Below are 22,573 nucleotides of genomic sequence, written 5' to 3'. Positions count from 1 at the left end.
ATGCCGGAGGGAACGATCGGGCCAGCTCGGCGCGTTGATCCCGGCAGAAGGAGGCTGCTCCACCGGCCTCCCCGGCACCACAGGAGGGCCCGCAGTGCACCGCCACCACAACGGATTGCGGACGGCCGTTCTGCTCGGCGGTCTGTCCGCGCTGATCCTGGTGATCGGCAGCTTCTTCGGCCGTACCGGTCTGCTGGTGGCGCTGCTGATCGCGCTCGGCACCAACGCCTACGCGTACTGGAACAGCGACAAGTTGGCGCTGCGCGCGATGCGGGCCCGCCCGGTCAGCGAGATCGAGGCACCGCAGCTGTACCGCATCGTCCGCGAGCTCTCCACCGCCGCCCGACAGCCGATGCCCCGGTTGTACATCTCGCCCACCCCCGCGCCGAATGCTTTCGCCACCGGCCGCAACCCGCGCAACGCCGCGGTCTGCTGCACCGACGGCATCCTGCAGCTGCTGGACGAGCGGGAGCTGCGCGGGGTGCTCGGCCACGAGCTCAGCCACGTCTACAACCGGGACATCCTGATTTCCTCGGTGGCCGGCGCGCTGGCCTCGGTGGTGATGTTCCTGGTGAACTTCGCCTGGCTGATCCCGTTCGGCCGCTCCGACGACGACGAGGGCCCGGGCCTGTTCGGCATGCTGCTGATCATGATCCTGGGGCCGATCGCGGCGAGCCTGATCCAACTGGCCGTCAGCCGCTCCCGCGAGTACCAGGCGGACGCCGACGGGGCCCGGATCACCGGTGACCCGCTGGCCCTGGCCAGCGCCCTGCGCAAGCTGGACGCCGGCACCCAGCGCCTCCCACTGCCGCCCGAGCCGCAGCTGCAGACCGCCAGCCACATGATGATCGCCAACCCGTTCCGGCCCGGCGAGGTCGGCGCGAAGCTGTTCTCCACCCACCCGCCGATGCGCGAGCGGATCGACCGCCTGGAGCGGATGGCGGGCCGCTGAGCCCTCCGGCCGGCCGATGAGCCCTTCGGCCGGCCGCTGAGCCCTTCGGGGGAGGGCCCGGCGAGCGTCCGCCCGGGCCTCCGGTCCCGCTGGTAGTGCTGGACGCACTGCCAGACCCGAGGCCGGAGGTGCGGTGCGGTGACGATACTGCCGAGCGATGCCGAACTGGGCCTGACCGGTCCAACCGCCCCCCCGGCACCGCGACGCCGCTTCGGCCGCGCCAACCGCCCCCGCCGGGGCCGCGTGCTGGTGACGTGGCTGACCACCACCGACCACAAGCAGATCGGCACCCTGTACCTGGTCACCTCGTTCGCGTTCTTCCTGGTCGGCGGGGTGATGGCGCTGCTGATGCGGGCCGAACTGGCCCGCCCGGGGACGCAGTTCCTCTCCAACGAGCAGTTCAACCAGCTGTTCACCATCCACGGCACGATCATGCTGCTGATGTTCGCCACCCCGCTGTTCGCGGGCTTCGCGAACTGGTTCATGCCGCTGCAGATCGGCGCGCCCGACGTGGCCTTCCCCCGGCTGAACGCCTTCGCGTACTGGCTCTACCTGTTCGGCTCGCTGATCGTGGTCGCCGGGTTCGTCACCCCGCAGGGGGCGGCGGACTTCGGGTGGTTCGCCTACGCGCCGCTGAACGACGCCGTGCACTCGCCGGGCATCGGCGCCGACATGTGGATCATGGGTCTGGCGTTCTCCGGCTTCGGCACCATCCTCGGCTCGGTCAACTTCGTCGCCACGATCATCTGCCTGCGGGCCCCGGGAATGACCATGTTCCGGATGCCGATCCTGGTCTGGAACGTGCTGCTGACCGCCGTGCTGGTCCTGATGGCCTTCCCGGTGCTGGCCGCCGCGCTGCTCTGCCTGGAGGCCGACCGCAAGTTCGGCGCGCACGTCTTCGACCCGATGAACGGCGGGGCGATCCTCTGGCAGCACCTGTTCTGGTTCTTCGGCCACCCCGAGGTGTACATCATCGCGCTGCCGTTCTTCGGCATCGTCTCGGAGATCATCCCGGTGTTCAGCCGCAAGCCGATGTTCGGCTACTCCGGCCTGATCGCCGCCACCATCGCCATCGCCGGCCTGTCGATCACCGTCTGGGCGCACCACATGTTCGTGACCGGGCAGGTGCTGCTGCCGTTCTTCTCCTTCATGACGCTGCTGATCGCCGTCCCGACCGGGGTGAAGTTCTTCAACTGGATCGGCACCATGTGGCGCGGCTCGCTGTCCTTCGAGACGCCGATGCTCTGGTCGGTCGGCTTCCTGGTGACCTTCCTGTTCGGCGGCCTGACGGGCGTGCTGCTGGCGTCCCCGCCGATCGACTTCCACGTCTCCGACAGCTACTTCGTGGTGGCGCACTTCCACTACGTGGTGTTCGGCACGGTGGTGTTCGCGATGTTCGCGGGCTTCTACTTCTGGTGGCCGAAGATGACTGGCCGGATGCTGGACGAACGGCTCGGGAGGATCCACTTCTGGACGCTGTTCGTCGGCTTCCACACCACCTTCCTGGTCCAGCACTGGCTCGGCGCCGAGGGCATGCCGCGTCGGTACGCCGACTACCTGGCCTCGGACGGGTTCACCACGCTGAACACCGTCTCCACCGTCGGCTCGTTCGTGCTGGGCCTGTCCACCCTGCCGTTCCTCTACAACGTGTGGAAGACCGCCGGCCACGCGCCGCGGGTGACCGTCGACGACCCGTGGGGCTACGGCCGCTCGCTGGAGTGGGCGACCTCCTGCCCGCCGCCCCGCCACAACTTCGTCACCCTGCCGCGGGTGCGCTCCGAATCCCCGGCGTTCGACCTGCACCACCCCGACATCGCCGAGTTCGACCGGCTGCAGAACAACCCGGACCGGGTCCCCTGACGCCCGACATGCGATGCCCGTTTCGCGGTGATACGAATCGTTTCGTCCCTGTGTCGCACGAGGCGCGGGGGCGTTCCGGCTGACTGTGCGCGGGATCGGAGCGTCATGGACTATCCGTTGCTCAACATCTTCTGGACGATGCTGGAGCTGTTCCTCTGGATCCTCTGGTTCTTCCTGCTGTTCAAGATCATCACGGACATCTTCCGGAGCCAGGACATGGGCGGCGGCGCCAAGGCGGGCTGGACGGTCCTGGTGATCCTGCTGCCCTTCATCGGCGTCCTGGTCTATCTGATCGTCCGAGGCGGCTCCATGCACGAACGCGACGTCGACCAGGCCAGACAGGCCGACGCCGCCTTCCAGGCCTACATCCGCAAGGCCGCCGGCACCGCGCCCGGCGAGGGCGGCGACAAGCCGCCGGCCGCCACCGGGCACGTGGACGACCTCGCCAGGCTGGCCGAACTCCGCAACAGCGGCGCGCTCACCGACGAGGAGTACCAGCGCGCCAAGGACAAGCTCCTCGCCTGAACGCGTTCGAGAGGCCCGCCCCGTCCGGGGCGGGCCTTCGGCCTGCCCGGCCTGCCTGGCCTGCCCGGCAGAGGGGCGGATCGACCGAATTCGAGCGCAGTTCGACCGTTTCGGGGCGGTGATCGTCGAACGCTCAACCGGGGGGATTGCGCAGCTCGATTGACGGCAGATCGGCCGCTCGCGGCCGGTAGATTCTGCTGCAAGGCCACCCCCGGGAGCGGGGCTGCCCCGCCCGGTGCTGGCACACCGGACGAGGCGGTGCGGGCCGATCAGAGGAGGTAGCACACCTGTGAATGACCGACCCTCCCGGGAACGCTCGACGCTTCCCGAAGTTGCCCACGCTAGCAGGGCCGACGGCCCGGGCGTGGGATTGCGCAGACTTCGCGCCGTCCGTGGTGCGGCCCGGTCGCGGGCCCTGTTGGTGGTCCCGGTGCTGGTCTGGGCGGTCTCCGCCGCAGGCCCGATCGAGTGGGAGCGCGCCGCGCTGGTGCTCGGCCTGCTGCGGCTCTGCCGGGACGCCTACGTCGAGTGGTCCTGGGTCGACCTGCGCTGACCCGGTGCCGGTGGCGCGCGTTCCGGCGCGCGCCACCCGCTCGATCCACTGCTCGACTCCCTGCTCGATCCGCCGCTTGAGCCACGGCTTGAGCCACGGCTTGATCCACCCCACCCCGCCGCGCCCGCGCCCGCACTGGGCCGACGTCGAAGGAGCCCCGGGTGTCCCGTTCGCGTACACCGGCGACAGCCGACTCCGGCTACGCCGCGTTCGTCCAACTCCACCGCCACAGCTACCAGGCGTACGCCCGGGCCCGGCTCGGCGACGGCGTGCTGGCCTGTCGGGTGGTCGAACAGGTGCTGCGCCGCGCCGAGTTGAGCTGGACGCAGGCGCTGCACGACGACCCGGCCGCGTTCACCTGGCGGGTGCTGTGCGACAGCGTCACGCTCGCCGGCCGGCAGACCGGCGACCTCCGGCTGGACCGGCTGCACCGGGCGCTGCCAGACCGGGTCGCCGACGCCGCGCTGCTGCACCAGCGGCTCGGCATGGCGCCGCGCGAGGCGGCCGGGCTGATGGGGCTCCACGAGCCGCAGCTGCACGTCCAGTTGATGGCGGCGAGGAGACTGCTGGCCGATGGCGGGACGGAGGGTGCCGAGGCCTGAACCGGGCGCATGGCGCGCGGCCCCGTAGCGCATGACGGGGCTGCATTCGCCATGCTTCGCCATACTCGCAAGGGTTGTTTCACCCTTGCGAGTACTTTCGCATGCCGCGCGCCGCCAAAGATGTGACGTTCCATCAGAATTGCTGCGGCGGTGCGGAGTTCGAGCATGGGGGTCAGTGGCGTGACCGAGAGCGCAGGAGCGTTTCCGCAGTTCGACCCGGACCGGCCCAGCACGGCGCGGATGCACGACTGGCTGCTCGGCGGCCGGAACAACTACGACTCCGACCGGCTGGCCGGCGAGGAGCTGCTGCGGATCGTGCCGAGCGCCCGCGAACTGGCCCGGAGCAACCGGGCGTTCCTGGTCCGGGCGGTCGGGCACATCGCCACCCGGTACGGCATCCGGCAGTTCCTCGACCACGGCTCGGGCCTGCCGACCCGGCGGAACGTGCACCAGGTCGCCCAGGCCGTGCACGGGGACTGCAAGGTCGTCTACATCGACAACGACCCGATGGTGCTGTCCTACGGGCGCGCCCTGCTGGACGAGAACCCGAACGTGACGATCCTGCCCGCCGACCTGGTGGAGACCGAGGACATCCGGGCGGGCGTGCAGGGCCGGATCGACTTCTCGCTGCCGGTCGCCGCGCTGTTCGTCTCCGTCCTGCACTGCCTTCCGGACAGCAAGGACCCGCGCGCGGTCATCGAGCGCACGGTGCGTCAACTGGCTGCGGGCAGCGTGGTGGTGGCCTGCCAGCTGGTCAGCGGGAACGCCCGGATCCGCCGGCAGGTGACCGGCCTGATGGCCGAGCGGACCGGGGGGCGGTGGGGGCGGGTGCGGACGGAGGAGGAGGTCCGGCGCTTCTTCGACGTCGACCGGCTGACCGTCCAGGAGCCGGGGCTGCTGGACGTCGCGCGGTGGATGGCCGAGGACGTGCCGCAGATCCGCCGGGCCGACGACGACTGGGTCGAGTTCGGCGGGCTGGCCACCGTGGAGTGAGCGGGCGGGCTACAGGTGTGAGCGGTGGGCCTTCAGGGCCTCGACGATGAGGCGACGGCTGTCCTCGCGGCCCGGTGCCAGGCGGGCGGCCGTGTCGGTCACGGAGTGGAGGTCCTTGAACTCGCTGGAGGAGGCTTCGCCGTCCAGCGGGCCCCGGTAGTAGTCGCCGCGTCCGGCCCACTCGTTGTAGATCACCGACGGCACCGCGAAGAGTTGGTCCTCGAAGTCCATCCGCGTCACCGAGGACACCTGCAGGGCGAGCGGCAGATCCATCGGGATGATGCGCACGCCGATCCGGGGCGTCTCGACGTAGGTGAGCAGCAGCTCCAGTTGCTCCACCATCAGCTCGCGCGAGCCGATCACCTGACGCAGCACGCTCTCACGGAGGAAGAACACCGAGCGCGGCGGCTCGGCGGCGAAGAACCGGCGGGTCCGCGCGGTACGGAGTTCGACCACCCGCGACGCCAGATTCCGCTGGCTGGGCAGCAGGGTCCACTCGGTGACCGCCGTGCGGTAGGCGTCGCTCTGCAGCAGGCCCGGGACGAAAGCGGTCTCCACCGAGTACAGGCTGGTGGCCCGGCTCTCCAGCTCGCTCAGCCGCACCATCGACTCGGGCACCGCGTCCCGGTAGGCGGTGCGGAACGAGGACGCCCAGCCGGGGACGGAGGCGTCCCGCGCCAGGCTCATCAGCTGGTCGAACTCCGGCCCGGCCGGCACCCCCAGCTCCTTGAGGATCAGCGCGATCGCCTCGGGCTTGTCGATCCGGACCGCGCCCGCCTCGATCCGGGAGTAGAGCGTGGGGGAGTAGCCGGTCTTCTTGGCCAGCGAGTTCTGCGGCCGACGGCCGCGGAGCGTCTTCAGCCGCGCGCCGAGCAGCAGGGCCGGCAGCGGCCAGGAATCGCCCTCGGTCACTTCGGGCTGCGGTCGCCGGAACGGAACGATGTTCCCGCTGTCCCCATCACGTCCGGTTGCGGACATGAAATCCCCCCTGAGCCAATTATTCCAACCTTTTTGGGAAGGAGAGAATAGCTGATCCAAGGGGGACGTGGCGACAAGCCCATGAAATGGAAAGTCGTCAGCTAGTGCGATTAGATGGCCATGTGATCGAATTCGCCGTTACGTGCTCCGTCGAGGTATGCGGCGATCTCCTGGATGCTGAAGATCAGCGCCGGCCCCGACGGGTCCAGGCTGTGCCGGACGGCGACCCGGCCGTCGTCCATCTTGCGCATCTCCACGCACTGGCCGACGTTCGAGCTGCGCCGGGCCTTCACCCAGGGCGTCTTCGCCTCGATCAGGTCCGCCGCCATGCCGTTGGTGTACTCGCTCATACCAGGCACCTCCTGTTGATGGGGCCGCGCCGACGGAGCCCCTCCGAGTGTCCGGAGGGGCTCCGGTGGGTGGCCCTGCGCAATCCCGCGCGAAATTGCGCGGCTCGGGCGAGACGAAATCATTCACTGTCGGAATCGGGGCGCGCCATTCCCTGATGGAGTGAATCGCGACGATATTTGAACACTTGTTATCAGAGCCTGATCGAATCAACTGCGTGATGCGGCGTCGCGAGGGGTCGACCGGTGCGGGCCCACCGTGGGACGCTGGAGGCATGAAGCTGATCAACTTCCTGCTCAACGTCATCTGGCTGCTGTTCTGCGGCCTGTGGATGGCGATCGGGTACGCCCTCGCCGGGATCATCTGCTTCGTGCTGATCGTGACGATCCCGTTCGGCATCGCGTCGTTCCGGCTGGCCGGGTTCATGCTGTGGCCGTTCGGCCGGACCACCGTGGTGCGGGCGGACGCCGGGGCACCGTCCTGCGTGGGGAACGTGATCTGGCTGGTGTTCGCCGGGTGGTGGCTGGCGATCGCTCACATCGTCACGTCCATCCCGCTGTTCCTGTCGATCATCGGCATCCCGTTCGGCTGGGCGAACCTGAAGATGGTGCCGATCTCGCTCACCCCGCTCGGCCGCGAGGTGGTCAGCTCCGACGAGGGCTTCGGCGCCCGCTGATCGGAAAAGCGGTTGGCAGCCGCCCGGGGCCGGGGTAGAACCGTCCGGTCCCGGAAGGCTGTGGCGGCGGAGGAGCGGGTGCATGGCGGAGCGCGAGATCCTGGTCGGCGGAGTCAACCGGGTGGAGCGGGTCGGTGACCGCGTGCTGCGGCCGACCGGGCCCTGGTCCCCGGCCGTCCACGGGCTGCTCGGGCACCTGCGGGCGAACGGGTTCACCGCCGCGCCGGCGTTCCACGGCCTGACGGCGGACGGGCGGGAGATCCTCGACTTCCTGCCCGGCGAGGTCTCCGACTACCCGGCCACCCCCGCCGCCGCCTCCCGCACCGCGCTGCTGAGCGCGGCCCGGGTGCTGCGGGCGCTGCACGACGCCACCGCCGGATACACGGCCGAGGGCTGGATGCTGCCCGTCCGCGAACCCGTCGAGGTGGTCTGCCACGGCGACTACGCCCCGCACAACTGCGTGCTGGACGGCGAACAGGTGGTCGGCGTCATCGACTTCGACACCGCCCACCCCGGCCCCCGGCTGTGGGACGTCGCGTACGCGGTCTACCGCTGGACGCCCACCACCGCCCCCGGGAACGCCGACGGCTTCGGCGCCCCGGACGAACAGGCGGCCCGCGCACGGGAGTTCTGCGACGCGTACGGGCTCGACGCGGCCGGGCGGGCCGGGCTGGTGGACGCGATCGCGGCCCGGCTGCACGCGCTGGTCGACCACATGCGGGCCGAAGCCGCCGCCGGCAACGCCGCGTTCGCCTCGCACCTGGCCGACGGGCACCACCTGATGTACCTGTCGGACGCCGCGTACGTGCTGCGCGAGCGCGACCGCTTCGAGCGGGCGCTACTCGACGGCTGACGCCGCCAGGTGCTCGCGCAGGGTGCGGAACTCGGCGGCGATCCCGTCCAGCGTGTAGTGCGCGTTCAGCCCGCTCGGGTTCGGCAGCAGCCAGACCTCGGTGTCGCCGATGCCCTCCGGCTGCCGGCCGACCGCCGCCTTCGGGCGGCCGAACGCGGCCCGGTACGCGCCGATGCCGAGCACCGCGAGGGCGCGCGGCCGCAGCCGCCGCACCCGGGCGGCCAGTGCCTCGCCGCCGGCCCGGTACTCCTCGGCGGTCAGTTCGGCGGCCTTCGCGGTGGTCCGGGCGACCACGTTGGTGATGCCCAGCCCCAGCGCGAGCAGCTCGTCCTGCTCCTCGGGCCCCAACTGCCGTGGCGTGAAGCCGGATCGGTGCAGGGCCGGCCAGAAGCGGTTGCCCGGGCGGGCGAAGTGGTGGCCGGTGGCACCCGACCACAGGCCGGGGTTGATGCCGCAGAACAGCACCGTGAGGCCCGGCCCGGACACGTCCGGGATGGTGGTGTCCTGGGCGGCGGCGAGCTGTTCGGGGGTCGGGCGGGGCCGGGGAGTGCGGGTCACCCGGACCACTCTGCCGCACCGCGCCGGCGGGCGCGCGCACTTGATACGTTCATGCCCGGTATATCGGATGGATAGCCAGTTCGATTGTTTTCCAGACCTGATGACATTTGGGACGGAGAATGGGGTGGTGCCATACGAACTGAACGCCCTGATCGCCACCGATGAGCTGATCACCGTCGTGGCGGCCGAACTTCCGATCGCGCGGATCACCCGCCTGCCCCACGGGCTGGCAATGGTCCCAATGACGGACGCACTCCACGACGCGCTGCAACAGCCGTCCAACGCGCCCGACTACGACTTCAAACGATTTCCCTCCGGATTCGCCCGGCGGATCGCCGGCTGGTCCAAGGCCGCACCGATCGCCTTCGCCGAGATCGACGCCGAACACCCCACCGGCCGGCGCGCCGCCCTCTGGTACGACGGCCACATCACCCTCGGCCCGCTCACCCCCGCCGACGGCGCGCCGCTCGCCCGGATCCTGCACGCCCTCGACATCCCCGCCACGGCCCTGCCCGACGTCACCGCCGCGCTGGACGCCCACCGCACCGCCCCGCCGGAGGCCTGACCGGGACCGGCCGCGGATGCCCCCGCCGGACGCGCGAGAATGATCACCGTCGGGCGGGCGAACGGGGGCGGACACGGTGCGGATCAACGTTCTGGGGGCGCTGCAACTGGTGCACGACCACGGCCCGGCCGACGGGCCCGGCGGCGCCCGGCTGCGGCTGCTGCTGATCCGGCTCGCCCTCGACCCGGGACGGGTGGTCACCCGCGAACGGCTGGTCGACGACCTCTGGGGCGACTCCCCGCCCGACGAGCCCGTCGGCGCCGTGCAGTCGCTGGTGTCCCGGCTGCGCCGCACACTCGGCGAGGACCGCACCGCGATCGGCTCGCACCCCGCCGGCTACCTGCTCGACCTGCCCCGCCGGCACGTCGACGCCTGGGAGTTCGAACAGCGCGCCGCCACCGGACGGGCCGCCCTCGCGGCCGGCGAACACGCCCGCGCCGCAGCCGAGTTGGACGCGGCCCTGAACCTCTGGCGCGGAGCACCGTTCGCCGACGCCGCAACCGCCGAGTTCGCCGCCGCCCCCGCCGCCCGACTCACCGAACTGCGCCTCGCCGCCGTCGAGGACCGCGCCGACGCGCTGCTCGCCCTCGGCCATCCGGACGCGCCGCCCCGCCTGGTCGCCGAGCTCACCGGACTCCGCGTCGACCACCCCCTGCGCGAACGGACCGCCGCCCGCCTGATCCGCGCCCTGCACGCCAACGGCCAGAGCGCCGCCGCGCTGGAGGTGTTCGACCGCACCCGGCAGGCGCTGGCCGAGCAGCTCGGCGCCGACCCCTCCGTCGAACTGCGCGACGCCCACCTGCACGTCCTGGGCGGCACGTCCGCCCCGGCCGCTGCGCCGCTCGCCGTGCCGGCCGCCGTGCCGCTCGCCGCGCCGGTCGCCGTGCCGGTCTCCGCCCCGGTCGAGCGCGCCGCGCTGCCCGCCCCGCTCTCCGGGCTGATCGGCCGCGACGCCGACCTGACGGCCGTCCGGGACCGCCTGCGCCGCTCCCGGCTGGTGACGCTCACCGGGCCCGGCGGCGTCGGCAAGACCCGCCTCGCCCTGGCCGCCGCCGACCCCGCCCCCGCCGGCACGGACGTCCGACTCGTCGAACTCGCGGGCGCCGACGGCCCCGACGGCCCGGCCCGGGCGGTGCTGAGCGCACTGTGCCGCTCGGCCGACACCGGGGCGCTCACCGGCGGCCTGCCCACCGGCGAACCGCCCGGCGACACCACCGGGCGCATCGTCCGTGCGCTGGAGGGCCGCGACGTCCTGCTCGTCCTCGACAACTGCGAACACCTGATCGCGGACGCCGCCCGGCTCGCCCACCGCCTGCTCGCCGCCGCCCCCCGACTCACCGTGCTCGCCACCAGCCGCGAACCGCTCGGCGTCCCCGGCGAGACGCTCTGGCCGGTCCGGCCGCTCGCCGTCCCCGAACCCGGCAGCACCCCGCAGCAGGCCCTCGCGCACTCCGCCGTCGCCCTCTTCGTCGAACGGGCCGCCGCCGCCCGCCCCGACTTCACGCTGAACGACGACACCGCCGAACCCGTCGTCCGGATCTGCCGCGCACTCGACGGCCTCCCGCTCGCCCTCGAACTCGCCGCCGCCCGGCTGCGCACCCTCACCCCCGACCGGATCGCCGCCCGCCTGCACGACCGCCTCCGCCTGCTCGACCGGGGCCCGCGCACCGCACCCGACCGGCACCGCACGCTGCGCGCCGTCATCGACTGGAGCTGGGACCTGCTCGACCGGGACGAACGCGTCCTGCTGCGCCGGCTCTCCGTCTTCGCCGGCGGCGCCACCCTCGGCGACACGCACACCGTCTGCGCCGCCCACTGGCCCACCGGACCGGCCCCCGACCCCGCCGCCGTCGAGGACCTGCTGTCCGGGCTCGCCGACAAGTCCCTGCTGGTGGTGGGCGGTTGGGGGACGGGCCCGGTCCGCTACCGGCTGCTGGAGACCGTCCGCGCGCACGCCGCCGAACGGCTCGCCGAGGCCGGTGAGCACGACCGCACCGCCGCCGCCCACCTGCGCTGCTTCCTCGACCTCGCCGAACACGCCGAACCCCTGCTGCGGACCGACCGGCAGACCGCCGAACTCGCCCGCCTCGACGCCGAACAGGACAACCTCGACGCCGCACTCCACCGCGCCGTCACCGCCGGGCCGCCCGACCATGCCCTGCGGCTGGCCGCCGCCCGCACCTGGCCCTGGCTGATGCGCGGCCGCGCCCACGAGGCCGGCGAACAGGCCGCCGCCGCCCTCGCCGCGCACGGCACCACCCCGCCGCCGCCCGGCCTCGAACAGGAACACGCCCGGTGCGTGATCCTCGACCTGCTCACTGCCCCGCTCCGCGACGCGGGCCCCGCCCTGCCGCCCGAGGCGCTCGGCCCGGCCCTCGCCACCGCCCGGGACGCCGACCACCCGGTCGCCCTCGCCGCCGCCCTGCTGCTGGTCGCCGGCGGACCGCCGGACGTGACCGCGCGACAGTACTGCGAGCACACCGACCCGTGGGTCCGGTCGGCCGCTCAACTCGTGCTCGGGCGGGTCGAGTTGAGCGCGGGGCGGGTCGCCCCCGCCGAAGCGTCCGTGCGCACCGCGGTGGACGGCTTCCGCGCCCTGGGCGACCGCTGGGGGCTGGCCCTCGCCCTGGTCACGCTCGCCGCGCTGCTGTCCGTCACCGGCGCGGCCGAGGAGGCGCTCGCCGCGCTCGACGAGGCTGCCCTCCTCGACACCGGGACGGGCGGGACCGGCGAGGCACCCGTGGCGCTGCTGCTGTCCGGGCGCCTCCACGCCCGGAACGGCGACTTCGCCGCCGCCCGGGCCGACCTCGAACGCGCCCGCACCGCCGCAGAACGTGCCCACGACCCGCACCTGCAGGCCGCCGCCCACTACGCACTCGCCGAACTCGCCCGCCGCACCGGCGACCCGACCGCCGCGCTGGCCGCCCATCGGCACACCCTGCACCGCCTCGAACAACTCCCCGCGGCCGGCCCCACCGCCGCCACCCGCCTCCACCTGCTCGCCCTGACGCACACCGGCCTCGCCCGCACCCACCGGCAGCTCGACGACCGGGCCGCCGCCGCCGAACTGCACCGCAGCGCCCTCCAGTTGGCCGCCACCAGCCAGGACCGCCCGGTCCGCGCCGACGTCCTGGAGGCCTGGGCCGAACACCGCCTCGCCCTCGACGACCCCGCCCGCGCCACCACCGCGCTGGCCGCCGCCTACGCCCTGCGCGGCGGCCACGACGTCGGCGACCCGGAGCTCCGCACCACCCTGCACACCTGCGCCGCCGCCCTCGGGGACGCCGCGTTCCGGGCCGCGTGGGATTCCGGGCTGGCACTGACCGACCCGGAGGGCTTCGCCCTGGAGGTGGACTGACGGGACGCCGGGGACTCCGGGGCCGACCTCCGTCCGGAGTGCGCAGCCGCCGCGCGGGCCTCGCTTTGGGTGGCGACTTGAACGATCGCGGGATGTCGTCCGCTGTTCCTCGGCCCTACCCGTTCCGCCGACCGTCAGCTCCGTTCGAACGGCCGCTGGTTCGGCATGCAGACCGTGCCCGGGCGGGGCAGGGCGCCGTTCAGCAGGTAGCGGGCCTCGTAACGGGCCGCGCAGTCGCTCGGGTTGGCCAGGACGGTGTGGCCGAAGCCGTCGACCGTCAGCAGCCCGGCCCGGCCCAGGGAGCGGGCCATCGCCTGCGAACCCTCGTACGGCATCGCGGGGTCGCCGGTGTTGGCGACCACCAGGATCGGCCGGGCGGTCCGCCGGTTCCACGGCCCGTCGTACCGGTCGCCGTCGCGGGCCGGCCAGTCGGCGCAGCGCTCGTCGGCCCAGGCGAACCAGGGGCCGACCGCGCCCGAGCGGGCCCGGGCGAGTGCCGACGCGGCCCGCGCGTCGGCCGGTGGCGGGGCGCTGTCCGAGCACACCACCGCCAGCGCCTGGTCCGGCGACGGGTGGGCGACCGGCGGCAGGGGTGCGTCGGGTGCGCCGCCCGCCGTCCACAGGGACTGCAACAGCGCGCCGAGTTGCGCCCAACCGGTGCCGGGGACGCCGGGGACGGGTGCCGGGGCGTAGAGCGAGACGATCGTCGCCTCCACCGTCGCGCCCTCCGTGAACGCGGTGCCGCCGAGCACCACCGGCCGGTCCCGCAGTCGGGACAGCAGTTCGTCGTACCGGGCCCGGGTGGCTGCGGGCATCCCGGCGGAGAACGCGCACCCGGCGGGGCCGGCCTGGCCGCAGGCGTCGAGGAAGGCGTCCAGCACCCGCCCGGCGGCGACGTCGCTGCGGTTGCGCAGCAGCGGCCCGAGGCCGGCGTCCGCGTCCCGCCCGGTCGACCAGGCCGCCGGGTCCGGGGCGCTGTCCAGCACCATGGCCCGTACCCGGCCCGGGAACAGGTTGGCGTAGGTCGCGCCGAGGTAGCTGCCGTACGAGGTGCCCAGGTAGGTGAGGTCCCGGTCGCCGACGGCCTGCCGGAGCAGGTCCAGGTCCCGGGCCACGTTCGCGGTGGACAGGTGCGCCATCAGCGGCCGGGTCGCGCACTGCCGGCCCAGCCGGCGGTACGCGTCCGTCCAGGACTGCTGCTGCGCCGCGCCCGCCGGGAAGCCGGCCGGGGTGCCCGCCAGCAGGGCCTGCTCGTCCGCCGGGTCGTCGAAGCACTGGACGGCAGCGCTGCCACCGGTGCCGCGCGGATCGAAGCTCACGATGTCGAAGCGGTCCCGGACCTCCTGCGGGAACCGGTCGAGCATCAGCGGCAGCGCCGCCGTCCCCGGCACGGCCGGACCGCCCGGGTTGTAGAACAGCGACCCGATCCGGTGCGCCGGATCACCCGCCGGATGCCGGACGACCGCCAGATCGAGCCCGGCCCCGCGCGGCTCGCTGTAGTCCACCGGCACCCGGACGCTCGCGCACTGGAAGCCCTCCGCGCACGCCGTCCACGCCAACCGGGCCACGGTCTGCGCCACCGCCCCGGCCGGAGCCGTCGCCCCCAGCAGCGCGGCCACGGCGACTCCCGCCCCCAACCGCCACGCGACACGTCCACGACGAGCCATCCGAAACGCCCTCCCTCCAACGGCCGGCCGGCCGCCCGCGCCCCTCGGTCGCAGCGTCCCGCCCGGCACCCCGGACGTTTCCGCACCCCGCTGCCGGACCGCTGGCATTCCGCTGGCGTTCCGCCGGCACGGTGCCCGGCCCGGTCGGACTGCGGATCTCCGCGCCGGATCAGACCGCGGAGATCCGCCCGGCGAGCTCCCGGTACCCGACCGGGTCGCCGCACAGCCGCCGCACGGTGGCGAGGCCGGCGCTGTCCCGCCCGTCCGCGACGTCCGCGCGGGAGGTCACGTAGAAGCTCCACTGTGCGACGTCCAGCGGGTCGTAGTCGGCGTGGCTGAGGGCCGTGTGCAGGGCGAACACGTAGACGTCGGCGTTGTACGAGGGCTCCGCGGCGGTGCCGCCCTCGGGGGTCCAGACGCGTCCGCGCAGCCGGGAGAACTGAATCCGCGACAGCGCCCGCTGGCCCCAGACCTGCAGGTAGGCGCTGGTCTTGACCTCGATCCGGAGCCCGTCCGGGGCCAGCACGTCGAAGCTCTCCCACTCCTGGTTCCGGGTGGTCGCGCCGACCGCCCGGTGCACCAGGAACTCCGCGAGCAGCCCGCGGGTGGTGTTGGTCCGCAGGTCGGGCATCGCGTACCGCCAGAAGTCCAGCACCGAACCGGCGTCGCCGCCCCGGAACACCTCGCTCCCGTCGAACGGCGCCAGAGCGGCCGGCGCGAGCCACCCGTCGGGAAGGGGCAGGCCGTGTGTCATCTCCCCACCCTGGCACGGCAGATGGGCCCGCGAACGCCGGGAGGGCGCACCGGCTCTCCGGTGCGCCCTCCCGTGCCGGCCCGGCCGGTGGTGCTACTGCCGTTGCGTCAGCGGTAGTTGACGAACTGCAGGGCGAACTCCAGGTCCTTGCCCTTCAGCAGGTTCTGGACCGCCTGCAGGTCGTCGCGGGACTTCGAGGTGACCCGCAGCTCGTCGCCCTGGACCTGGGCCTTGACGCCCTTGGGGCCCTCGTCGCGGATGATCTTCGCCACCTTCTTGGCATCCTCGGTGGTGATGCCCTCCTTGATGTCGGCGAAGATCTTGTACTCCTTGCCGGACAGGTGCGGCTCCGCCGCGTCCAGCGCCTTCAGCGACAGCCCGCGCTTCACGAACTTGGTCTGCAGCACGTCCAGGATCGCCCGGACGCGCTCCTCGCCGTTGGCCTTCATCTCGATCTTCTCGCCGGTCCGCTTGATCTCGGCGCCCACGTTCTTGAAGTCGAAGCGGGTGGCGATCTCGCGGGAGGTCTGGTTGATCGCGTTGTCGACCTCCTGCCACTCGACCTTCGAGACGATGTCGAAACTGGAGTCGGCCATGGGTGTTGGTCTCCTTGAACTACTGGCTGCACGGTCTGCGCCACCCGCCTCCGGCGGGCGACGCCCCAGCCTATCCAGCCCCCCGCACGCCCGCCCGCAACAGCTCGCGCCCCGACCTTGATCATCACGTGATGAAACGAGTGGCAGACCACCCCCCAACATCGGGTATCGTTTACGACGTCGAACGGGGCACCACCCCACGAGACACCATCCCTGGCTGGTTGCCCGAGCGGCCAAAGGGAGCAGACTGTAAATCTGTCGCGCAAGCTACGCAGGTTCGAACCCTGCACCAGCCACTGGATAGTGAAACAGCCCCTGATCTGCGGAAACGTAGATCGGGGGCTGTTTCGTTGTATTCGAACACCGGCCGCGCCCGGATGGTCGTTTTGGGTGGTTTGTCTCACCTTGTGTCGCCCGAATCCCAGTCCTGACCAGTAGTTACGGACCAGGCGCGGACCAGATTCTCGGCCCTACGGGGAGGGCCGCCGCTGGAGCCTTTCGGTGATGAGTCGGTTGGCGTGATCCTCGTCACCGTGGATGCACTTCGCGTACACCCGCAGCAGGACGGCGATGCTGTGCCCCGCCCGCCGCGCGCACTCGGCCACCGGCACGCCGGAGGCCAGCCAGAGTGAGATGCCGGCGTGCCGGGCGTCGTACGGGCGCTTGGCGAGCGGTGTGGCCTGCTCCTCCTCGCTGAACACCTGGGCCCGGGCGGCGGCCCAGACGACGCCGTACCCGCTCTCCTGCACCATGCCGTTCCGGAAGGTCCGGAACAGGCGCCCGTCGGGCGCGATGCCGTACTCCTCGATGTGCTGCCGCAGCAGCGCCACCAGCTCGGGCGGGATCGGCACCGGCCGCGTGGCCTTCTCCGGCCGGTGCTTCAGGCCGCGGGGGTCGTGGGAGGCACCGGTGTCGGTCCAGGACGATCCGACGCGTGGGCTGTTGCCGTTGAGGTTCAGCTTCCCCCAGCCCTCGGCCGGCAAGACGCACCGATCCTTGCGCAGGTGGACCACCTCGCCGGGGCGCATGCCCGCGTAGTACATGCACGCGAAGAACGCCACCAGCCGCGGCCCGCGCCGCCCCTGCCGGCCGACCGCTTCCAGCATCGCGGCGGCCTGCTCGGGGCTCATGACGTACTCCGGGTCGACCTCCTCGTCGGTCCGGGGCGGCTGCCACTGCACCGACTGCAGCGGGTTGGCGGTCAGCAGGCCGTCCTCGACGGCGCGGCCCAGGACGTGGTTCAGGATTCGGCGCTTCCGGAGCGTGGTCGAGGCGGCGGCCTTGGTGCCGTCGAGCTTCACCGAGAGGGCGGCGAGCAGACGGCGGACCATCTTCGGGTCCGCCAACTCGGACACGTCCACCGAGTTGCGCGCCACCCAGGTCAGGGCCTTGGCGACGTCCGTCGGCGGTTCGTCGGTCCAGCGGTTCACGTTGAAGGCCCAGGCGTACAGCGCGCGGCGCACGAGCAGCTTGTCCGGCATGCCGGTCTTGCTCTTGACCAGCTCGAACGTGACGCTCGCCAGGGCGTCCGCCCAGGTCGTCCGGGTCTTGGCCGGGGCGCCGTCCCATCGGGCCTCGACGTAAATCCGGCCGTGCTGGTACCAAGTGACGGAGTTCTGCTCCTCCTGGCGCTGGTGGAGCTCCGCGAGCGGGAGGCCGGTCTCCGTGTCGAACGGCTGGTGAGAAGCCGCCGCGACGAGCAGTTCGGCCTTCCGGCCGTCCGCCTGGGTCTTTGTGAGGTAGGACTCCGAGAACTCCCGGCCGTTCACCGTCCACCGGACCATCCAGGGCTTGCGGCGGTCGGGCCGGTGGCGGTGGTCCCAGAACGCGACCTTGAAGGAAGTCGGCATCAGGCGGCGACCTCGCACGCGGCGAGCCACGCGTTCAGGTCGGCCCGGTCGACCCGGACCTGACCGTTCGGCAGCTTCATCACCCGAGGGCCCCGGCCTTGGGCCTGCATCCGGTAGAAGGCCGCTCGGGACATGCCGATCTCATCGAGCACGGCGGGGAGCCGCAACAGCTCACGCCTGGAAGTGGCCGCGGAAGCCGAGCATGTGGGCCCAGACGCGGAGGCGGAGTTCGGCGAGTTCGGGTCGGGCGCCGAGGATCCAGGCGGTGCGGATGAGGTGGCGGGCGTGCTCAGGAACGTCGAGGGTGGCGATCTCGGCGAGGAGCTTGAGCGGCCGGTCGAGGGTGCCGGTGGCAGTCTCGGCGCCCTTTGTGGCGTACTTGGCGATGTAGACGGCCACGGCCCGGTCGGTGAGCTGGGCGGCGTTGGTGAAGTCGGCGCTGCGGAGGGCACGGATGTCGAGCTGGCGGCCGAAGGCGAAGCGGTGGTCGCGGCCGTCGAGGTGCGGGCCGGGGATGTCGGTGCGGCGGGTGGCGTCGCGGATCGCGTCGCCGAGAAGTTCGGCGGTGGCCCAGGCCGGCGGGAGCTGGGACCCGCCTTCGGGGCCGTCGAGGCGGATGGCGGCGTGGAAGTGGATCGCGCTGCGCTTCTGGTACTCGGCGACCTTCCCGAACGAGATCCGGGCGTGCTCGCGGAACTCACGCTGCGTCAGACCGGCCCGCCTGGCGACAGCACGGCGCAGCAGGATCGTGAAGCGGGCCCCGAACTTGCCGGCGTGGCCGTTCCAGAGCACCGCAGCTTCGTAGTCGTAGCGCTCGGGGTCGAGCGGGGAACCCAACGCAGGGGCGTTGGTGGGGTGGGCGACGCCGCAGCGGCAGCGGCCGGAGGAGGGCCGGTTGTGGACCGGGCCGAAGCTGGGGGCGGTGAAGGTGGCGAACACCCTCGAGTGGGTGTCGACGGTCTCCGGGGTGCCCTTGCCGCCGGTGATCAGGTGGTAGGTGTCGCACGGGTTCGTGCAGGGCGGTGTGCAGGTCGGCGAGGCGGTGCTCGGCGTCCAGGACGATCGCGGTGAACTCGTCGCCGCCGAGCCGTGCGGCCAGGTCGGCCGATCCGCACCAGGAGGTGAGGCGTTCGGCGATGGCGACCAGGACGGCGTCACCGGCGGCGTGGCCGTGGGTGTCGTTGACGTGCTTGAAGTCGTCCAGGTCGATCAGCAGGACGGTGGTGCGGCCGGGGTTGGCGCGGATCATCCGCTCGGCGCGGGCGGTGAAGCCGTCGCGGGTGAGCAGGCCGGTCAGCGGGGCGCGGCGGGCGGTGGCCAGGCGGCGGGCGAGCCAGGTGCCGTGGGCGCTCCAGCCCAGGAGCGGGACACCGGCGGCGGCCACGTACGGGGCGGGGTCCATGGCGGACTGTTCTTCCGGGGTGCGGGGCCGGGGGTGGTGGGATGCTTGGCGGCTTTGGCCGCCCCGGGGCCGGACGGGAAGAGGTCAGATGCCGAGTGCGAGTGCGAGGGCGCGGGCGGCGGTCTGGTCGAGCCGGTGGTGCACGTCGCCCTGACGGGTCGTCGGGGCGTCGTTGAAGACGCCCGGGGAGCTGACGGGCCGTCCGGTGGCGTGCAGGAGCTGCATCACCTGATTGCGGGCGCGGCCGACGGTCGTGGGGGGGGGCAGCCGTGGGCGAGGACGGTGGCCTGGGCACCGAGGAGGCAGACGCGGCCGGCGTCGTCCCACAGGGCGCCTTGCAGCCACCCGGCGTGCTGGATGTAGCGGGAGGTCAGCCGCAGGTGGTCGGCGATGGTGACCGGGACCGGGCGGGCCGGGCGGTGGGCGATCCGGTCCAGCTGGGTGAGCCGGGGCACCGGGAAGCCCGCGTTCCAGGCCTGCACCGTGCTGCCGTACTTGCAGATCAACGGCACCACCGCGCGGGTGGTCTGCGGCAGGGGGCGAGGTACGCCTCGATCTCGGCGACCAGGAGCGCGCCGTCCGGGTCGAGGCCGAGCGTCTCCGGGAGGAGCAGAGTGGCGGGCATCGCGGTACCTCCGGTTCTACTCGGGCGAGACGGCGCTGACGCCGGTACGAGTGGTCTGGTCGATGAGCGGGGCGACGAAGGTGCCGGCGACGTAGAAGCCGAAGAGGGGGATCAGGACGACGACCCCAGGCGCAGGCCGAGCATCTTCACCGCGGCCCAGGTGGCGGCGCCGAGGACGAAGACCAGGGGTAGGGTGACGTTCATGGCGGGTCTCCTGTCAGCGGATGGAGCAGCGGTGGGTGCGGGTGGCGATCTCGGCGGCGGCGCGGGAGTCGTAGTCGGCGGAGAAGCCGCAGCGCGGGGCGGTGCAGACGGCGGTGTGCTTCTCGCGACCCCGGCCGTCGTAGTGGGTGGCGACCCGCACGGGGCCGATGCGGATCACGTTGCGCGGGCGGATGGGCCGGGCCATGGGGGTACCTCCGTCAGGTGAGTTGGGCAGCGATGGCATCAGCGAGCTGGTCTGGGACGCCGAGGCGGACCCGCAGGGTGTCGGTGTCCATCGCCGTGCCGGTGCGGGCCCGGTGGTCGTCAACGACCTTGCGGGCGTGGTCCATCAGCGCGGCCAGGACGGCGATCGGTGCCGGAGCGGCGGCCGGCAGGGCGGGCACCGGCGCAGGGGCGGAACGGCTTCCGGGTCCTGGTGGCGCTCCACGATCTGGTCCGACTCGGCTTCATAGAGCGGGAGTTGAGCTTCACCGGCATCGACCTCCCAGGCTGGATCGGGCTCGGCGAGAGCCTCTTGAGGTGCCGGCCGGAAGTGGGCGAGCAGGGTGCCGCCGAAGAAAGCCAGGGCTGGCCAACCGGCGACGAGGATGCGGAGCCAGGCCGGGACGTTGCCCGGATCGAGCAGTCCGGCGGTGGCGACGTTGACGCCGAGCGAGGCCACCAGTGCGATCAGGAACCAGGTCCAGGTCGCGCGGGGCAGTGGTCCCGGATGCGCAGGGTCCGCATGCGGTGCCAGGCGGCGGCCAGCAGCAGGTCGACCGAGATCGGGTAGGCCCATGCCTTCCAGCCCAACTGCCCTGCGGCTTCGGCCAGATCGTGCAGGTGGGCGAAGGAGGGGCCCCGGCGATGGCGGCTTGGACGAGGACGGCGTCCGGTCGGGGCGGGCGCATCGGTGGACCTCCTTCCGTGAGCGGCGCCCTGGTCGAGGGCGCGACGGGGTAGGGATGTGGCGCGATGCGGTCGCGCCGGCGGATGCGGGGTCGGTCAGTTGGCCAGCAGCCGCGGCTTCGTCAGCGAGGGGCCGAGGCCCGGGGCGGGCACCACCAGCCGGGCGGGGCGGAACGCGGCGAGGGTGGGCAGGTCCGGGGTGAGCTGAGCGTTCTCCCGGCAGATGCGGGCCGCATCCGCGAGGGGCAGGTACGGGGATCGAATCCGGGACCAGCCGCCGGACGAGTCGCCCGCGACCGCGACACCGGGAGCCTCCGGGGCGATCTGGGTCGCGGCGAACGAGGCTTCCGGCGAGATGTCGCCGAGGCCCATCTCGGCGGTCGGCTTGTCATTCACACGGTGGACCACCCGGCCGGTGAGCTGGGCGCGGAGCAGGGTGGCACCCTTGCCCAGGCGAGTTGGGCGATCAGGTTGCGCAGGTACACCGACTTGCCGGAGAGCGTCGCACCGAGGGTGAGGCAGTGGGGCACCGCTCGGTAGTCCCGGACGAAAGCCGTCCCGTCTCCCCGTAGCGCCACCGGCACCGGCAGCTCACTGGCCGGCAGTCGGCGCGGCATCCGCACCTTGCGGAGCACGTCGTAGCCGGTCATCCGCAACTCGACCAAGCCCGGCGTGAGCACGACCACGTTGACGGCGTGGACTTCCCAGGCGTGCCGCAGGCGTTCGGCCGAGGCTACCGCGTCGGCGGGCTCCTGCCCCGGGGCCAGCCGGAGGCGGACCCGCAGGCCGGTTATGGTCGGCCGGACCCTGCGGATCTTCGGCGGCACCGGCCGGATCTCCCGGCGCGTGGTGGCCCGCAGGAGGAGGACCCGGAGCCGGGAGGGCTCCACCGTCAGGCCGCAGACATCCATGGTGCTGCCGTAGGTCTCGGCGAACCGAGCCGCAGCAGCCGGAAGTCCGACCGTCGTCCAGTACGCCGCCGGGACCTTGATCCGGGCGTACGCCGCACCACCGACCAGAGCGGCGGCCGGAGCTCCGACCTCGGCCAGCATCAGCAGATCCGACACCGCCGTCAGCCGTTCACGGGGGCCGGAACGAGGGACATGATGGCCGCCGCACGGAAGGAAATCCCGTGCCGCTTCTGGCCGTTGAACTCGTTCTCGCAGGACCGGCCCGGAGTCCGGTCAGCGCGACCAGCATCCCGATACCCAGCCCCTCCGAGACGCCCGTCTCCGGCACCGTGACGGTGTAGAGGTTCGCCTGGCCCTCATCCGCGATAGTCAGGTCGACGGTCAGCATCCAGACCCCGGTCGTGCGGTCGATGGCGACCTCACCGGTCTGCTTGCTCACCAGCTTGGGCGCGGGCGGGACGACCACGAAGACGAAGGCGGTCGAAGTGTCGATCTTGAAGGTGCCATGGCCGATCTTCCCCTCTAGATGAATGATGCGAAGGGTTAGTGGTCGTAGGCGGTCAGCGAGCGCATGACTGGCTGACCGGTCCGGTCGTTGTGCCAGATCGCCGAGGTCAGCGCGAGGATGCGTTGCAGGACGCGGACCATCACCCCGGCCGGTGTGCGGCCCTGGTGGCGTTCGAGGTCGAGCTGGGCCTTGAACGTGTGGTTGACGGACTCGATGACCTGTCGTAGTGGCTTGAACAGCCTGGCTCCGGCCCGCTCGGGTTCGCCCTTGCGGGCCGGGCGGAGCAGGTGGACGCCCCACTCGGCGAGTTCGTGTTCGAAGGCGCG

The 22,573-nt window shown here is 72.4% G+C and carries 23 protein-coding genes, 1 tRNA gene and 5 pseudogenes; 11 read left to right on the top strand and 18 right to left on the bottom strand.

Annotation, left to right across the window (positions count from 1 at the left end; translation table 11 throughout):
- Nucleotides 1-94: 94 nt before the first annotated feature.
- From htpX to ACFV4P_RS16045, 6 genes are all read left to right on the top strand, one after another.
- On the top strand, nucleotides 95-952 hold the full coding sequence (gene htpX, locus ACFV4P_RS16070) for a zinc metalloprotease HtpX (RefSeq protein WP_073807850.1): 858 nt from the start codon (nucleotides 95-97) through the stop codon (nucleotides 950-952).
- Between the two features lie 243 nt (nucleotides 953-1,195).
- Nucleotides 1,196-2,812 carry a cytochrome c oxidase subunit I gene (ctaD, locus tag ACFV4P_RS16065; RefSeq protein WP_380472028.1) on the top strand — a complete coding sequence of 539 codons (1,617 nt, stop codon included), beginning with the start codon at nucleotides 1,196-1,198 and terminating at the stop codon, nucleotides 2,810-2,812.
- A 105-nt stretch (nucleotides 2,813-2,917) separates the two neighbouring features.
- Nucleotides 2,918-3,337, top strand: a complete 420-nt coding sequence (locus tag ACFV4P_RS16060) for an SHOCT domain-containing protein (RefSeq protein WP_380471473.1) — start codon at nucleotides 2,918-2,920, stop codon at nucleotides 3,335-3,337.
- A 364-nt stretch (nucleotides 3,338-3,701) separates the two neighbouring features.
- Entirely contained in the window at nucleotides 3,702-3,890 is a 189-nt protein-coding gene (locus ACFV4P_RS16055) for a hypothetical protein (RefSeq protein WP_380471471.1), read from the top strand.
- Between the two features lie 161 nt (nucleotides 3,891-4,051).
- Nucleotides 4,052-4,492 (top strand): hypothetical protein, encoded by a 441-nt coding sequence (locus tag ACFV4P_RS16050; protein WP_073807854.1) that lies wholly within the window; start codon nucleotides 4,052-4,054, stop codon nucleotides 4,490-4,492.
- A gap of 180 nt (nucleotides 4,493-4,672) precedes the next feature.
- Nucleotides 4,673-5,485, top strand: a complete 813-nt coding sequence (locus tag ACFV4P_RS16045) for an SAM-dependent methyltransferase (RefSeq protein WP_380471469.1) — start codon at nucleotides 4,673-4,675, stop codon at nucleotides 5,483-5,485.
- Nucleotides 5,486-5,494: 9 nt separating this feature from the next.
- On the opposite strand, the gene ACFV4P_RS16040 is transcribed toward ACFV4P_RS16045, so the two are convergent.
- Nucleotides 5,495-6,397: a helix-turn-helix domain-containing protein gene (locus ACFV4P_RS16040; RefSeq protein ID WP_380471467.1), complete on the bottom strand. Its 903-nt coding sequence runs from the start codon at nucleotides 6,395-6,397 to the stop codon at nucleotides 5,495-5,497.
- A gap of 176 nt (nucleotides 6,398-6,573) precedes the next feature.
- Entirely contained in the window at nucleotides 6,574-6,813 is a 240-nt protein-coding gene (locus ACFV4P_RS16035) for a DUF397 domain-containing protein (RefSeq protein ID WP_073807859.1), read from the bottom strand.
- 272 nt (nucleotides 6,814-7,085) lie between these two features.
- On the opposite strand from ACFV4P_RS16035, the gene ACFV4P_RS16030 reads away from it, so the two are divergent.
- Both ACFV4P_RS16030 and ACFV4P_RS16025 read left to right on the top strand, forming a co-directional pair.
- Complete coding sequence (locus ACFV4P_RS16030) at nucleotides 7,086-7,487, top strand: YccF domain-containing protein (RefSeq protein WP_380471465.1); 402 nt, start codon at nucleotides 7,086-7,088, stop codon at nucleotides 7,485-7,487.
- A gap of 82 nt (nucleotides 7,488-7,569) precedes the next feature.
- Complete coding sequence (locus ACFV4P_RS16025; protein WP_380471463.1) at nucleotides 7,570-8,340, top strand: phosphotransferase enzyme family protein; 771 nt, start codon at nucleotides 7,570-7,572, stop codon at nucleotides 8,338-8,340.
- On the opposite strand, the gene mug is transcribed toward ACFV4P_RS16025, so the two are convergent.
- Complete coding sequence (gene mug / locus ACFV4P_RS16020; protein WP_073808353.1) at nucleotides 8,326-8,898, bottom strand: G/U mismatch-specific DNA glycosylase; 573 nt, start codon at nucleotides 8,896-8,898, stop codon at nucleotides 8,326-8,328. The genes ACFV4P_RS16025 and mug overlap by 15 nt on opposite strands.
- 127 nt (nucleotides 8,899-9,025) lie before the next feature.
- On the opposite strand from mug, the gene ACFV4P_RS16015 reads away from it, so the two are divergent.
- Nucleotides 9,026-9,463 (top strand): hypothetical protein, encoded by a 438-nt coding sequence (locus tag ACFV4P_RS16015; protein ID WP_380471461.1) that lies wholly within the window; start codon nucleotides 9,026-9,028, stop codon nucleotides 9,461-9,463.
- 76 nt (nucleotides 9,464-9,539) lie between these two features.
- The gene (locus tag ACFV4P_RS16010) at nucleotides 9,540-12,821 is read left to right on the top strand and encodes a BTAD domain-containing putative transcriptional regulator (RefSeq protein ID WP_380471459.1); all 3,282 of its coding nucleotides are present in this window, start codon (nucleotides 9,540-9,542) and stop codon (nucleotides 12,819-12,821) included.
- Between the two features lie 134 nt (nucleotides 12,822-12,955).
- Here the strand turns inward: ACFV4P_RS16010 and ACFV4P_RS16005 are convergent, their stop codons facing one another.
- The 3 genes from ACFV4P_RS16005 to ACFV4P_RS15995 all read right to left on the bottom strand — a co-directional run bounded on the left by ACFV4P_RS16005 (nucleotide 12,956) and on the right by ACFV4P_RS15995 (nucleotide 15,838).
- Nucleotides 12,956-14,440 (bottom strand): alpha/beta hydrolase, encoded by a 1,485-nt coding sequence (locus ACFV4P_RS16005; protein ID WP_380471457.1) that lies wholly within the window; start codon nucleotides 14,438-14,440, stop codon nucleotides 12,956-12,958.
- 217 nt (nucleotides 14,441-14,657) lie between these two features.
- The gene (locus tag ACFV4P_RS16000; RefSeq protein WP_380471455.1) at nucleotides 14,658-15,242 is read right to left on the bottom strand and encodes a hypothetical protein; all 585 of its coding nucleotides are present in this window, start codon (nucleotides 15,240-15,242) and stop codon (nucleotides 14,658-14,660) included.
- 107 nt (nucleotides 15,243-15,349) lie between these two features.
- Nucleotides 15,350-15,838, bottom strand: coding sequence for a YajQ family cyclic di-GMP-binding protein (locus ACFV4P_RS15995; protein WP_380471453.1), 489 nt, complete (start codon nucleotides 15,836-15,838; stop codon nucleotides 15,350-15,352).
- A 215-nt stretch (nucleotides 15,839-16,053) separates the two neighbouring features.
- Between ACFV4P_RS15995 and ACFV4P_RS15990 the strand changes: the two genes are divergently transcribed.
- A tRNA-Tyr gene (locus tag ACFV4P_RS15990) sits at nucleotides 16,054-16,134 on the top strand.
- Nucleotides 16,135-16,308: 174 nt separating this feature from the next.
- Here the strand turns inward: ACFV4P_RS15990 and ACFV4P_RS15985 are convergent.
- The 12 genes and pseudogenes from ACFV4P_RS15985 to ACFV4P_RS15930 all read right to left on the bottom strand — a co-directional run.
- Entirely contained in the window at nucleotides 16,309-17,688 is a 1,380-nt protein-coding gene (locus ACFV4P_RS15985) for a tyrosine-type recombinase/integrase (RefSeq protein WP_380471451.1), read from the bottom strand.
- The gene (locus tag ACFV4P_RS15980) at nucleotides 17,688-17,822 is read right to left on the bottom strand and encodes a helix-turn-helix transcriptional regulator (RefSeq protein ID WP_380471449.1); all 135 of its coding nucleotides are present in this window, start codon (nucleotides 17,820-17,822) and stop codon (nucleotides 17,688-17,690) included. Before ACFV4P_RS15980 ends, ACFV4P_RS15985 begins: the two co-directional genes overlap by 1 nt.
- A gap of 37 nt (nucleotides 17,823-17,859) precedes the next feature.
- On the bottom strand, nucleotides 17,860-18,675 hold the full coding sequence (locus tag ACFV4P_RS15975) for a replication initiator (protein ID WP_380472026.1): 816 nt from the start codon (nucleotides 18,673-18,675) through the stop codon (nucleotides 17,860-17,862).
- Between the two features lie 37 nt (nucleotides 18,676-18,712).
- Nucleotides 18,713-19,090, bottom strand: a pseudogene (locus ACFV4P_RS15970) (GGDEF domain-containing protein); the annotation flags it as partial.
- Nucleotides 19,091-19,174: 84 nt separating this feature from the next.
- A complete protein-coding gene (locus ACFV4P_RS15965) occupies nucleotides 19,175-19,315 on the bottom strand; it encodes a hypothetical protein (RefSeq protein ID WP_380471447.1) in 141 nt (46 codons plus the stop codon).
- On the bottom strand, nucleotides 19,315-19,605 hold the full coding sequence (locus ACFV4P_RS15960; RefSeq protein ID WP_380471445.1) for a hypothetical protein: 291 nt from the start codon (nucleotides 19,603-19,605) through the stop codon (nucleotides 19,315-19,317). The genes ACFV4P_RS15965 and ACFV4P_RS15960 overlap by 1 nt, the downstream gene beginning before the upstream one ends.
- The gene (locus ACFV4P_RS15955) at nucleotides 19,593-19,715 is read right to left on the bottom strand and encodes a hypothetical protein (RefSeq protein WP_380471443.1); all 123 of its coding nucleotides are present in this window, start codon (nucleotides 19,713-19,715) and stop codon (nucleotides 19,593-19,595) included. The genes ACFV4P_RS15960 and ACFV4P_RS15955 overlap by 13 nt, the downstream gene beginning before the upstream one ends.
- Nucleotides 19,716-19,932: 217 nt before the next feature.
- Entirely contained in the window at nucleotides 19,933-20,124 is a 192-nt protein-coding gene (locus tag ACFV4P_RS15950) for a mobile element transfer protein (protein ID WP_380471442.1), read from the bottom strand.
- A gap of 13 nt (nucleotides 20,125-20,137) precedes the next feature.
- Nucleotides 20,138-20,830 (bottom strand): annotated as a pseudogene (locus tag ACFV4P_RS15945) (DUF2637 domain-containing protein).
- A gap of 94 nt (nucleotides 20,831-20,924) precedes the next feature.
- Nucleotides 20,925-21,895 (bottom strand): annotated as a pseudogene (locus ACFV4P_RS15940) (FtsK/SpoIIIE domain-containing protein).
- Between the two features lie 5 nt (nucleotides 21,896-21,900).
- Nucleotides 21,901-22,253: pseudogene (locus ACFV4P_RS15935) on the bottom strand (hypothetical protein).
- Nucleotides 22,254-22,282: 29 nt separating this feature from the next.
- A pseudogene (locus ACFV4P_RS15930) lies at nucleotides 22,283-22,573 on the bottom strand (IS982 family transposase); the annotation flags it as partial.

The sequence above is a fragment of the Kitasatospora sp. NPDC059795 genome (assembly GCF_042732175.1).
In the GTDB taxonomy this organism is placed as follows: Bacteria; Actinomycetota; Actinomycetes; order Streptomycetales; family Streptomycetaceae; genus Kitasatospora.
This window is presented reverse-complemented; position numbering and strand designations above follow the sequence as displayed.

Coding starts and splice junctions, on each gene's coding strand:
- ACFV4P_RS16060 (WP_380471473.1), top strand. CDS start 2,918: ATGGACTATCCGTTGCTCAACATCTTCTGGACGATGCTGGAGCTGTTC.
- ACFV4P_RS15965 (WP_380471447.1), bottom strand. CDS start 19,315: ATGCAGCTCCTGCACGCCACCGGACGGCCCGTCAGCTCCCCGGGCGTC.
- ACFV4P_RS15980 (WP_380471449.1), bottom strand. CDS start 17,822: ATGTCCCGAGCGGCCTTCTACCGGATGCAGGCCCAAGGCCGGGGCCCT.
- ACFV4P_RS16035 (WP_073807859.1), bottom strand. CDS start 6,813: ATGAGCGAGTACACCAACGGCATGGCGGCGGACCTGATCGAGGCGAAG.
- ACFV4P_RS15985 (WP_380471451.1), bottom strand. CDS start 17,688: ATGCCGACTTCCTTCAAGGTCGCGTTCTGGGACCACCGCCACCGGCCC.
- ACFV4P_RS15995 (WP_380471453.1), bottom strand. CDS start 15,838: ATGGCCGACTCCAGTTTCGACATCGTCTCGAAGGTCGAGTGGCAGGAG.
- ACFV4P_RS15950 (WP_380471442.1), bottom strand. CDS start 20,124: ATGGCCCGGCCCATCCGCCCGCGCAACGTGATCCGCATCGGCCCCGTG.
- ACFV4P_RS16000 (WP_380471455.1), bottom strand. CDS start 15,242: ATGACACACGGCCTGCCCCTTCCCGACGGGTGGCTCGCGCCGGCCGCT.
- ACFV4P_RS16030 (WP_380471465.1), top strand. CDS start 7,086: ATGAAGCTGATCAACTTCCTGCTCAACGTCATCTGGCTGCTGTTCTGC.
- ACFV4P_RS15955 (WP_380471443.1), bottom strand. CDS start 19,715: ATGCCCGCCACTCTGCTCCTCCCGGAGACGCTCGGCCTCGACCCGGAC.
- ACFV4P_RS16025 (WP_380471463.1), top strand. CDS start 7,570: ATGGCGGAGCGCGAGATCCTGGTCGGCGGAGTCAACCGGGTGGAGCGG.